8 protein-coding genes are annotated in these 13,602 nt (G+C 23.3%); 4 read left to right on the top strand and 4 right to left on the bottom strand.

What is annotated here, in order from left to right; translation table 4 throughout:
• Nucleotides 1–11: 11 nt before the first annotated feature.
• Nucleotides 12–728 (bottom strand): triose-phosphate isomerase, encoded by a 717-nt coding sequence (gene tpiA / locus T380_RS0101870; protein WP_036436855.1) that lies wholly within the window; start codon nt 726–728, stop codon nt 12–14.
• A gap of 196 nt (nt 729–924) precedes the next feature.
• Between tpiA and ftsY the strand changes: the two genes are divergently transcribed.
• The 3 genes from ftsY to rbfA are packed head-to-tail and all read left to right on the top strand — an operon-like array spanning nt 925 to nt 2,556.
• On the top strand, nt 925–1,995 hold the full coding sequence (gene ftsY / locus T380_RS0101865; protein ID WP_027334234.1) for a signal recognition particle-docking protein FtsY: 1,071 nt from the start codon (nt 925–927) through the stop codon (nt 1,993–1,995).
• Nucleotide 1,996: 1 nt separating this feature from the next.
• Entirely contained in the window at nt 1,997–2,218 is a 222-nt protein-coding gene (locus T380_RS0101860; protein ID WP_027334233.1) for a sigma factor-like helix-turn-helix DNA-binding protein, read from the top strand.
• 2 nt (nt 2,219–2,220) lie between these two features.
• Nucleotides 2,221–2,556, top strand: a complete 336-nt coding sequence (gene rbfA, locus T380_RS0101855; RefSeq protein WP_027334232.1) for a 30S ribosome-binding factor RbfA — start codon at nt 2,221–2,223, stop codon at nt 2,554–2,556.
• Here the strand turns inward: rbfA and T380_RS0101850 are convergent.
• From T380_RS0101850 to T380_RS0101840, 3 genes are all read right to left on the bottom strand, one after another.
• On the bottom strand, nt 2,553–3,284 hold the full coding sequence (locus tag T380_RS0101850; RefSeq protein WP_027334231.1) for a phosphotransferase: 732 nt from the start codon (nt 3,282–3,284) through the stop codon (nt 2,553–2,555). The genes rbfA and T380_RS0101850 overlap by 4 nt on opposite strands.
• A 180-nt stretch (nt 3,285–3,464) precedes the next feature.
• Nucleotides 3,465–4,343, bottom strand: a complete 879-nt coding sequence (locus T380_RS03895) for an ABC transporter ATP-binding protein (RefSeq protein ID WP_051599959.1) — start codon at nt 4,341–4,343, stop codon at nt 3,465–3,467.
• Nucleotides 4,343–12,724: an ABC transporter permease gene (locus T380_RS0101840; RefSeq protein ID WP_027334230.1), complete on the bottom strand. Its 8,382-nt coding sequence runs from the start codon at nt 12,722–12,724 to the stop codon at nt 4,343–4,345. The genes T380_RS03895 and T380_RS0101840 overlap by 1 nt, the downstream gene beginning before the upstream one ends.
• Nucleotides 12,725–13,066: 342 nt before the next feature.
• On the opposite strand from T380_RS0101840, the gene T380_RS04240 reads away from it, so the two are divergent.
• On the top strand, nt 13,067–13,602 hold a 536-nt coding region (locus T380_RS04240; RefSeq protein ID WP_084259826.1), incomplete at its 3' end, for a hypothetical protein.

The raw sequence follows: 13,602 nt of genomic DNA, 5'->3' as shown, positions 1-13,602 counted from the left end.
TTTATAACTATTTATTTATTAAGAGTTAATAATTTAACAAATCCTTCAGGTGTTAAACTTGCTCCACCAACTAAGAAACCATCAATATTTTTTTGATTTGCTAATTCTTGTATGTTGTCAGACTTAACACTTCCACCATATTGAATAACTAATTTATCAGATGTGTTTTCGCGAATAAATTTACATACTTCTTCCGCTATTTCTGGTGTAGCAACTTTACCTGTACCAATTGCTCAAATTGGTTCATATGCTAGTATTATTTTTGAATAATCTAAGTCAGCCAATGATTTTTGTAATTGTTGTAAAACAACATCTTTTGTTTTACCTGCTTCATATTCTTCTAGAGTTTCGCCTACACAAATAACTGGAGTAATACCTGACTCTAAAAGTTTTTTTGCTTTTATATTAATTATTTCATCTGTTTCATTAAAATATTGTCTTCTTTCCGAGTGACCAATAATTGCATATTTTGTACCTATGCTTTTTAACATGCTTGCACTTACTTCACCAGTATATGCTCCAGAATTATGTTGAGAGACATTTTGGGCGCAAAATGGAATTTTTGTTTTAGTAAAAGCATATAAGTTTGTAAATGGTGCGGCAATTGCGTATTTCAAGTTTTTTGCATATTTACTTTTTTCTAACTTATCTAATTTTTCAAATTCTTTAATAAAACTAACTGTTTCGTCGTATGTTTTATTCATTTTTCAATTTCCTATTATTATCATTTTTTCTCCTTAAACAATATTAAAATTATAAAATATATTTTTATTTTTAGATTTAATTCCTAAATTATTTCATAAACATATTTATACAAATTTAAGTAAATTCTCTTTATTTTTTACTGATATTTTAAAAAATATGGTTTAAATATTTGATTCTAATATTAAAGAAATTAATATATTAATTTAATATAATACATATATGGGTTTTTTTAAAAAATTAAAAGATAAAATTTTTCAATTAAATGTATCGGATAAAAAAGAAGATATTGTATCAAAAAAAGAAATTGACATTGAAGCTAAAAATATTGCAAAATTAGAAGATGAGTATTACAAAAAACATAATTCTAATAAATATGTTGCTGGTTTATCAAAAATAAATAATTCTTTTTCTCGCAAACTTCTAGAACTACAAACAAGTCATAATAAAATTGATGAAGATTATTTTGAAGATTTAGAAGAAATATTAATTATGTCAGATATTTCGGCAAAACTCGTAATGATAATAATTAATGAGATAAAAAAAGAAGTTAGAATTAATAATGTTACTGATATAAAATTAATTAACGAAATTGTTGTTGATAAAATGTTTATGGTTTACGCAAATAAAACAACAGTTGATACAACTTTGAATTTTAATGACAATTGTTTAAATGTATTTATTGTTATTGGTGTTAATGGAAGCGGAAAAACTACATCCATCGCCAAGCTTGCAAACAATTATAAAAAACAAGGTAAAAAGGTTCTAGTAGCTGCAGCAGATACTTTTAGAGCGGGAGCAGTTGATCAACTTGAAAAATGAACCACTAAAATTGGATGTGAAATAGTTAAATCAGAAAAAAGTAATGCCGATCCTGCAAGCGTTGTTTATAAAGGGCTTGAAAAGGCGAAAAATGAAAATTTTGATTTATTAATCATTGATACAGCCGGTAGATTACAAAATAAAATAAATCTCATGAACGAGCTTGAAAAAATTTACAAAATTTTAAAAAGAACTGATCCCTCAATGCCTCATGAATGTCTTCTTGTTTTAGATGCAACAACAGGACAAAATGCTATTTCACAAGTTAGAGAATTTAATAGTATTACAAAACTAACAGGTTTAATACTCACTAAAATGGATGGAACAAGTAAGGGGGGCATCATTATTTCTATTAAGGATGAATTTGACTTAGATGTAAAATTAATTGGGTTAGGAGAGGGATTAGATGATCTTGAAGAATTTGATCTCGATAACTTTATCTATGGTATGACTAATTCTTTAATGGAGTAAAATGGATTTAAATGAAAGAACAAAACTTTTAGAACTTTGGGATAAATATAAAAATTTTTTAACAGAAAAACAACAATTAATTTTTGAGTTATATTTAATAAATGATTTAACTTATGGTGAAATAGGTAAAGAACTTGGTACAACTAGAGCAAATGCTTATGACGCAATAAAAAAAGCAAAACAAAAATTACTCGAAATAAATGAAAAACTTAATAAGGAATAAACATGAAAAGTATTACAATTTCTAAAAAAGAAGAGCAATTAAAAAACATTCTTAGCATAATAATACAAGATTTAGACGATAAAGAAATTATTCTTCCCACTATTGTTGATTTGCGTTTATCAAATGACTCATCACACGCAAAAGTGTTTATGAGTTTTTTAAAAAATAAAAATAAAGGTTTAGAAAAATTAATTAGAGCAACGAACTATATAAAAAAGCAACTTGCACAATATTTAGAATGAAGAAAAATCCCAAACATTATATTTGTTCAAGATAAACTAAGTGACGATGCATTACGAATAGATAAAATACTCGAAAATATTAAAAAAGAATCCTAAGATTCTTTTTTTCTTCTATTTAATATTTCATTATGATACTTATCCAGTTTTTCAATATAAGGTTTATCATCAAAATATTTTATATCTTGAGAATTGACTCATAATATAATTAAATAATTAACTAAAATTTTTTGTTGTAAAACATATTCATAAACATAATCATCGTATCTATTTAAAAATAATGTCTCTTGTTCATCTGTTAAATTACTTGATTCAATAAAATACGCTAGGTCAAAATGTTTATCCCCCATTGTTGCATATTCTCAATCAACAATATATATTTTGTTGTTTTTGATTAACATATTCTGTAGTCACAAATCATTATGACAAGGAATATTTTTTGACATATTTGATAATATCTTGTTTATACGATGATAATATGAATTTACCTTTTCTATATTTATATTTTTGTTTTTCATTATTTGTAAATATTTATTTATTCTATTTTTTAAATTAAATTTTGGAAAAGATAATTTTGAATTATGAAGTTCTTTTAAACAATCGGCTATTTTCAAAATATTTTCATTTGTCAATTTAGGGATTACTCCCTCAATTAATTCTCACTTTAATTTTTTGTCGTCTTGATATATTAGTTTAGGAATAAAATTAAGTATTTTTAAAATGGAATAATCAATATTATGATTAAACGGATTTTTATTTTTTTCTTGAACAAAAAATTTATCTTCTATATATGAATAATTTGTAAGTCCTTGAGTAATTTTATACATTAAATTATTATATATTTATTTAAAATTAAAAAAGCACAAACTGTGCTTTTTTTATATGAAATAGAAAAAAGGGGGTGGTGTAGTCACCTTTTGGTAGGTGGTAGAAACGTAGTTACCTTTATAAACTATATATACACCATTAAAAAAATTATACATTTTTAATAAATAATTTATTTAAGATTAAATTTTGCCTCTTGTTTTGTTTATTTTAATGTCAACAATGTTTCCATCTTTTAAATATATAACCTTATCAACTAAATTTTCAACTTTTTTATCATGTGAAACCATAATAATTGTTGTATTGTATTTTTTGTTAATTTTATCTAAACTCTCAAGAACTATTTTTGCTGTATTGGGATCTAAAGCTCCTGTTGGTTCATCAGCAAAAATAATAGGTGCATTTTTTATTAAAGCTCTTAAGATTGATATTCTTTGTTGTTGACCACCTGACATCATACTCGGAAACTTAAATTTAACATCTTCAACATCATATTCTTTGAACAATTCATTTATATCTAAGATTTTTTTCTTATCTTTTTGTAAGTATGCTCCAGACATTACGTTATCATAACTAGTTAAATTTTCAAGCAAATTATAAGATTGGAATATAAAGCTTACATTGTTTCGCCTAAATTTTGTTAAATTACCATCTGATAAATATGGTAAATTAACATTATTTGCAATAACATTGCCATTACTTGCCCTATCTAATCCCGACATTAAATTCAGCAATGTTGATTTACCACTCCCAGACTTACCTAAAATGGCAACATACTCGCCTCTTTTAATAGTAAATGAAATATTTTTTAATACATTGGTCAAGGTATTGCCGCTTAAATAATATTTGGTAACGTTTTGAATATCAAAAATATTGTCTTCAGCATTTTTTAAATTCTTATTTTCATCTTTTGGACGTGGTTTTTTGTTTGCTTTATTTATTATTCTTATTATTTTATATGGTATTGTAATAATGTTTTCGTTATGCTCGTTTATTATATTAAAAATATTTTTACGATTTACTTTTTTATCAAATATTGAATTTTTTTCATTTTTTTTCATTATTTCCCTTTCAATAAATCAATTGCTTTCATTTTATTAATAGAGTATCATGCCAATGATGTTGTTATTAAGAAAACAGTAAATATTATGACAGTTGTGACAAAAACTGGTCAAATTGTTAAAGTCAATGGTAAAAATATAGAACTTGAATTAAGAATTAATGTTGTAAATAAGTTAATTAAGAAGATAGTTATTGGAATACTCATTATTAATGCAATAATAATGAATGGCACAAATACAGAAAATATTAGTCATATCCGCTCTTTTTGTGAATAACCTAAAACATTTAGAATCGCTATGTTTCGTTGATTTTCATTGATTAATATTGTAGAAATGATAACTAAAATAATAATAGAAATAGTAAATGAAATAACAATAATAGATATTAATAAACTCTCAATTGTACCAGCAATATTTAATGCAAAACCAGACTCTATATCTTTTGAATCAATAGATGTGGCTAGCGCTACATATAATTGTTTGTCGAATATTCCAGAATATTTATTTATTGATTGTTCTAATTGATTTGCTTTTGCATCCTTAATTTCAATAGGGTTATCAAAAGATCCTAGAAACTTCATTGTTTCTTCTTTTGTAAATCCTAATTCTTCAAAAACACAACTATCTTGCGAATTATTTGATGTTCATGTAACATTGGTTCCAAATAAATTATCAAATATTTGTTCTTTATCTTGTTGTGAAAGCGTTTCAATTTCAAAATTATTTAATGCAGGTCAATAACCACTAGGAGAATATAAGGTTGAAGAACCCGTTACTTGCTCCGGCATTTTTGCGTCTGTCATTATCCCATTAAATGGTTCTTCTAAGTTATTAAATAATTTATCTAGCCCAAGAATTTCATCGGCTTTTTGTTTTGTTGTTATAAATTCATAATTAATAAATGTCTTATTGATTCCGACAACCTCAAACTTACATTTTGATTCATCATTTTTTTTATTATTTATTATCTCTTTTAGTTTATTTGTATATCTATTTGTTTTATTTAAGGTAGAAAGTTCAATAACGCTTCCAACATGCAAATTAAATTTATGACTTGCAACCTCATTTACTATAAGAGGAATATATTTTCCTTGATATTTATGCAAATTATTTGAAAGATTGTTTGTTAGTTTAATAAATTTAGAATTTTCTTTATATCCGTAAATTTTAATAATTGAATCATTGATTTTTGATTCAACATAAGTGTATTTTTCATCATGTTTAGGATCTAAGAATACTCCTCCAAATGAAATATAATAATCTTTATAATTATTATTAATTTTAAAAATAGAATTATTAAATTGATTTAAATAAATACTTTTATAACCGTTTATTAAAAAATCTCTATATTCACTTCTATGTGAAGTACTAGTAATGTCTTCTTCATTATATGATTCTGAATTTACTTTTTTACAATATTTAAATTCATTATTTATTTTTGTATTTGTGTAAAGGAAAAAATCAGTTTTTTTGTTAGTTTTTTTATCTAGAGCATAAACACCAAATAAGTTAACATATTTAAAAATTAAATTGTTATTAATTAATGAATTGTAATATTTATCAATTTTATCCTCATTATAAGAATTAGCTTCAGCTTCATATTGTAATATTTTTTTTATTAATTTATCTTTTATTTCTAAATCGTATTCTTTTTTGTGTTCTATGTTGTTAATAATATCTATATCTGTAATTAATTTAATTCTATCAGGGTATGTTTTTTTAAGTTTTTCATAAATATTTTGTAGGACAATATCATGTAACTTATAATGCAATTCATAATTTGGATTTTTCGCATTTTGCAATGCAAAACCTACAGAATCACGAACAGCATTAACTTTTGATTTTTGTGTATCGGGCATTGAATTATAAGTTATTTGCCATGGATCAACACTAACCCCTGCATCTATACCAATATTTACACTAAATTGAGTAATAATATGAGGTTCATAATTTTTTGAATTAATTGCAACATTACCATTATTGTTATTATAATTAATTGCTTTTGAATATCCTGGACGGAAATAATTATAAAGCGGAGTTTCTATTTCATTCGATGTTCCGCTAGGAACATAAATGGAATTTCCTAAGTCTTGAGACCCATAAGTCCTATATACACCACCTTCTAATGTTGGTGTTCCTAAATCAATCTTGTAATTATAATATCTATTACTATATGTATCTTTTGTTATTGATTCAAACTTCCCTATAGAAACTATACTAAATGCACAAACAATTGTAGTTAGTAAAATTGAAAACATGAAAGAAATTAATTTACCAATTGAATTTAAGATTAAACTTAAAGAAAACTTGTTTTTTATATTTAATTTATTTGATTTCGAAATTAATGTTTGAGTTTTTTTGAAAGATATTTCATTTGAACCCCTCATTAAATCTATAGGTTTAATACATAACATTAAATATGTTATAACGAAAATTAGTAAAGAAGAACCTATGAATGGGATAAATATTGTAAATATCATTGAGAATCAATTAAATGGTATTTTTTCTTTTGGTAATGTTCAATAATTTCCAAAAATGTCCATTAAGTATAATTGCATTTGAGACCCAATAACGTAACCAAGAACCCCCCCTATTATTGATGTGAAGGCGGAAAAAACTAACAATGATGTTGCAATTTCTTTTCTACTATAACCTTGAGACATCAAAATACCTAGTACCTTCGATTTAGATGTAATATAACGTCTAATTATAAATATTATTGATAAAGCTACAAGTGTTATAAGAGCAGAAATAATTAAAACACTCGTTTTATCAATCATATTAATTATTGATGAAGGCATCATTACCCTCATTGATCTTTCGGGGTTAATAGGATCTATTTCATCATATAAATAAACCCTTTTTATAAGATCACCAGGACCAGTTATGTCACTTATAACTTTTTCAACGTCTTGTTTAAGTTGTTCATTTGGTATATCTTTATTATTTTTTATTAATAAATATTTTTTAACAACATTACCTTGGTATGCGTTTCTAATACGATCGAATCCTTTATTATTTACATATACAATAGCTTGGTTTTTTGAATTAACTTGTAAATTATTTTCATCAATAACAGGATACAAATAATCAACAGTTGTTTCTTCCCCCAAAATTATAAATTTACTTCCATTAACATTTAATATATATTTATCATCTAATTGAGCAATAAGTTTTTCAATTTCAACAGGGTCTGTTGGTATTTTAAAATTTTCTTTCGGTTTGTAAATTTCTTTATTATTTAGTGATAAATATAAGTAATTTGCTTTAGCAACATAACTACCAACATCACTAAAATTAATTAAATCATCTACTGCACTTTTATAAGTTATAGAATGAATTGATTCATATATTAAATCAACTAGATTAATACCGAAAACTGATAAGTCTTGTTTTTCATCTAATTTTTTCAAGTAATCAAAATAAGCATTATCAATAACAAGATTATTTAATTGATCTTTACTAATTAAAGAATAAATATTGTTTTTTTCTGGTAAGACATCAAGCAATATAGAATCTATAAAACTTTTTAATCATATTTTGTTGTTTGTAAGTTGATCAAAATCAGCTATTTTATTAAGCAAAATGTGCGCCAAATTCCCCGATTCTAACGATTGACCATCTTTATTAGTGTTTGAAATAAACGATAAAAGGATTCCAGTATTTATTGGTGTTAAATATGGATTAATAATTAATGGTGGAATATTAAGATTTAAAAGAATTTGCGAAGTTTTTGAATATTTATAAATAAATTTGCTTAATAAATCTATATTTTCAAAATTATCTTTTTTTGTAACTAAATCAATAAATTGTTTTTGTGTTAAATAATATGAACCGTTTTTTAACGATTCAAAACCATCGTCTTTTGTGAACTTTTTGCTAGAGGCAAGCATTGCAAAATAATAAAAGGTATCGTATTTAATTTCTTCAAACAACACATTATTTGAAGAAGTTTTTTTAAAAAGATATTTTGCAAGAATTGGATCTTGTTCAATATATTTTTTTAAATAACTATTATTTTTAAAATCACATCATTTATCAGCTATATTTCTATAGTTAACAAGTCCGTTCACAGTTTTTAATATATTTATGTTCCTAATATTAGGTTCATTTGGTTCTAATTTTTCACTTATTAATTCATCCAAAATTTCTTTTGACGAAGGCAAGAAAATAAAATTAAGTATTTTTTCAGCTACATATTTAGCATCTTCTGAATTATCTATATTAGTAAATAATTTTGTTAGATAGAAATATAACGGAGACATAAGACTTGATTGACCGTATATATCTTCTGGTTTATTAAGAAGTTCATTAAATTTGTCAGTAATTATTCCTATCGACCCATTAGTTTGCGAAATATTTAAGAAATTATTACTTATATTTAATATTGAGTTATTGCCTATTAAAATATCTTTTAGAACAGAAAAATTTTTTAGTTTTTCTTTTAATTTCTCTATATAAATAGAATCTATTAAATCAGTATCTATATCTAAGTAATAATTAATAAACTCAATTTCTTGTCTATTTAAATAGTTTTTATTAATCACTTTTTCATTTATATCATTTACTGTTTTGCTTAACAAGTCAAATATTTGAAATTCATTTAATTTATTTGAATCTTTTTTAACATTTGTTAATGATATTAAATCAAAAATGCTTATTTTTTTATCATCTGGTGCAGGTATGTTAATTCCCATTAATGGTTCGGTTTTATTTGATAAATTAAACATATCTATTAATATATTTTTAAGAATTACATTATTTTGTTTTCCTTCAAAAATTGATTCAAAAAATGCTTTTATAATATTTGATAATTTAAACATTCCTAGACGCAATTTATGAATAATTGATGGATCTTCAACACCATCAACTATATTAGGGGAATAATAAACATCAACACGATCACCTTCAAAATTATTTAATCCTAATTTTTTAAAGAATAAATCTAGATCTAAGATATTAATTAATTTTATTAATCCCATTTTTAGTTCTTTAAAATTATTTTCTGGATGATTTTTTGAGTCATTATTCTGATTTAATTTATCAATAATTTTTCATAATGGGCTATCAGATGGAAGTAATGAACTTAAAATACTGTTCTCATGACCAAGCAATGAATTAAAGTCAATACTTTCAATTAATTTCACTAAAGATTTTGTAAATTGGTGAGTATCTATAGAAGCCAATAATGGTTTTATTATGTCAATTGATGATAAAACTCTCTCATAATTTTCATTATCAAAAGATCCATAATATAAATTATTCCCATGTGAATCTTTTAAATGAAAAAAATCATGCATTATTGATAATCATTTTTTGAAATCAATCGAATTTATCAAATCTGAAAATGCTTGAATCATTTCACGAGGATCTTTAGAAATGTTTAATAAAGTTTCTGCTGGTATTTTTTTTAAAATACTAAACCCGAAAACTTTATCAAAAAGATAATTCATCTTATTAAATTCTTTTTCAAAATATTTTTCAAAATTTGGCTGATTTAAAATTTGTAAATTTACTTGTTGAAAAAAATTACTAAAAAGTTTATTTATTATTCCGGGATTCTCATTTGATAACTCATAAAAAATATCAATCATCAAAATAGGAATAATTTTTAAGTTTATTTTGCCAGTGGCAAAAACTTTCCCGAAATTACTCTCTTCAAGAATTTTCTTTCCGACAGAAACAAATTTTGATATGAATTCAACATCAATAAAATTGTTTTTTACTAAATCTAAATTTAAAAGAACACGTTCAACATTTGAAACCATAAAATTAACTGTTCCGGTTTTATATGCTTCTGAAATTAATTCATTGTGAGCAGCCAAATAAATCATTGGAAGATAAACAAAATTTTTAAATTGTGGATCTTGTTTAGCTCAGCCATGTTCTTTAATTGGTGAATTATAATGAATAGTGAATCAATTATTTTTTATAAAAAAGTTTTTCATTTCAAATTCATTCATTCTATTATCAGATTTTTTTATTTCTTGGTCTTTAAATAAATTGGGATCAACACTTTTTCATAATGTTTCGTCTTTATTTCTTCTTAATAAAATAAATTTGTTTACAATTTTTGTAATAGCATATTGGTATTTGTTTTCTCCTTCAATAAATACATCACTATTTATATCTTTACTATTTTCATCCAATAAGTATGGAGATAAAACTACAACTTTTTGTGAATTGTATGTTTTTATTTCATTTGTAATTTTATTGACAACGCCAACTTGTTCAAACCTTATATCAGTATCAAAATATTCAGGATCAGGATTAACATTTTTGAAGATTTGAGCAACTACTTGAGCAGCCACGTATGTTGGGAGTTGTTTTGTTTTATAAAATAAACTTTTTGATGAACTTATGCTATTTAACATAGTAGGTTCATAAAACTCGTTATAAAGTTTACCTATTTTTAATTTCACATTGTTTATTTCATTATTTTCATCCCCTGTGTTTACAAAATGAAACACATTTTTTTTATTTGTTTCTTCATTAAACCCGTCTATTGTTAGTGTTTCTCTATACCCAATATTTTCCTTACCAATAAGATTTGTTATTTGTCTAATAGATTCTTGAATATTGAAAAATTCAGCACCTTTTGATATTTTTTCAAACTGATTATTTTTAATATTTGGATTAAAAATCTTTTTTAAGATTTGATCATTTTTTATGTTTTTATCTCAATTTGAATGATATTCTTTTTCAATATTGCGAATTGTATATTCCTCAAGTTCATTATTATTATCTTTTTTCAAGTTTGTTTCATTTTCGTTAAAACAATATAGTATTTTTTCAATATCCTCGATTCCTACAACATTAACATTATCCTTTTCATAACCCTTAGCAATAAAACTAGGCTCAGATATATTACTAAAATTAAATAGGTTTTGTTTTAAGTCGAACGAATTAGTATCTGCTTTTCATGAAAAAACTAACAATTGCTTAGATCAATAACTTAATTTTTCATATTCGTCAATATTTCCATATTTATTTATATATTCAGAGTTTTCTGGTGTATTAAAATCAGATATTTTTTCCATAAAACTTTTAAATGAACCGGTTCATAAATCTTTATATTTAATATCTGGCTTTATATATTTTTCTGAATAAGTTGAGGTAAAATGTTTTTTAAAATATTTAGTAATTTGAATCTCTTTAAAAACAAAATTAGAATCTATAGCATATTTTTCATTTGGCAAAAATAAATCATTCCGAATATCGAATACTTTTAATACAATTTTATTTGGTGTTGACAAATCTATTCGATCTAAAAATTGCTTTTTTAACTCTTCAAAAATAATTGGTTTTAAGTTTTCGAAAGAACATTCTTTTGTATTTAACTTTCAATTTTTGAATATTTTTTTACTATGATTATTTTCTATAATTGGTTCAAATAAAAAAACATTACTATCATTATCCTCAACAAATAAATTTTGATATGTTTCATGACGTTTTAACTTAAACAATTTTGCGGTATTTTCGCTAGATAATTTAATTCCAACACCTAAATTTATTCATTCTTTTGCTTCGGAAAAATCAAAAGTTATTTTTTTAGTATCTATATTAAAAAAAGCTGGTGTAATATTTTTAAAGTAAATTTTTGTATTATCTTCTGAGTTTTGAAAATTTACTAATTTTGAAAACTCATTAGAATTAGTATAATAGTCCTCTAAAATAAATTTATCATCTAAAAATAAATTTTTATTTACTAAATTTGAATCATAATTATTATTATTTTTTTTATATATAACAAAAGTAGGTTTTTTATTTAAATCTTTAAAAACTTTTTCATTTACTTCAAAATAAGAGTCTTTATTTTTTAATATAAAATTATATAAATTTTTATCGGGTGAGTTTTTATTAACCAAATAATGAGAATATATAGCATTAAAATCACTCTTTTTTAAATATAAATTATCATCTCAATTAGCATTAAATGACTTTAAAGAAATATAATCTTTATTTTTTTCTTCTTCTAATGAAAATAAATCAACTTTATAAGAAGGTTTTTTTTCTCAATCATTCTTTGAAACATATGTTATTGGGTCATCCCAATTTCTTTCTCCATACTTATTTTTTCATTCTTTTGATGTTTTAAATTCACCATTTTTATCTTTTTTATATTGATTATCTTTAAGAAAATCATTTACAAAGTACCCCCCCGCATAGGAGCTACCGCTACTAGGTAAATTTAAGTCCGCAGTTATATTGTGCAACTTAGAAACTTTTTTGTAATCATCAAATTGATTATTAAATGAACTTCTAAGATTAAAAAGTAATGTAAAGATACCAGATGTTAAAAAAACTAAAAAAGTTAAACCAATTATTATTACTTTATTTTTTGAAAGAGATTTAAAAACTTCTTTAAATAATTTGATCATTTTGCCTCTTTTATAAATGCAATATATTAATTTTATAAAAAATAAATAAAAATTATTTTATTGATTAAAATGTTTTTATTTTAAAAATAAATATGCCATGATTCTTTCATATATTTTTTAATTTCTCATATATTGTTTTATCATTTATTAATAAATTATTTTTCCATATCTATAAATTTTTTTAATTCTTTATTATTGTTCTATTTTTAGAATTATAACTAAATACATAATTACTTTTTTTACTTTGAAAGTATTATTTTTTTTCATTATTTCATATTTTTTTATTTTTTTAATAAAAATCCCGATTTTTTCGACATATTATAGTGGAGGAAAGAAAACATAATGGATAAAAAAGAAAAACAACTAATCCTTAGAAAAGAAAGAAGGGTTACTAAAAAAGAGATTAATCACGTTTTTAATAAATATGAAAATGTTGAATGTGATAAAATGATTAATGAAAATAGTGATGATTATTCATATATTGTAATCAAATGGAGTGGAAGTAATATGAAAAAAAATACAAAAACACCTGAAATAACTAATTTTGATGGTTTGATACAAGCAATAATACCTGTTTTTAAAAATATGATTGATGAATCGAATAAAATTCAAGAAATTAAATTTGAATTAATGTTAAAAAAACAAGAAGATAAATTTAGAATAATGTTAGATGAATCAAATAAAAAACTAAAAACCGAGATATTTGATGAAATTAATCCCAGATTTGATGCAATAGAAAATGATATAAAAATCTTAAAATCTGATGTTGCGGAATTAAAATCTGATGTAACACAATTAAAATCTGATGTTGCGGAATTAAAATCAGATGTAACACAATTAAAATCTGATGTTGCGGAATTAAAATCAGATGTAACACA

Source organism: Mycoplasma elephantis ATCC 51980 (assembly GCF_000687815.1).
Taxonomy (GTDB): Bacteria; Bacillota_I; Bacilli_A; order Mycoplasmatales; family Metamycoplasmataceae; genus Mycoplasma_H; species Mycoplasma_H elephantis.
Note: the sequence above shows the minus strand (reverse complement) of the source record. Positions and strands in the feature narration are given on the sequence as shown.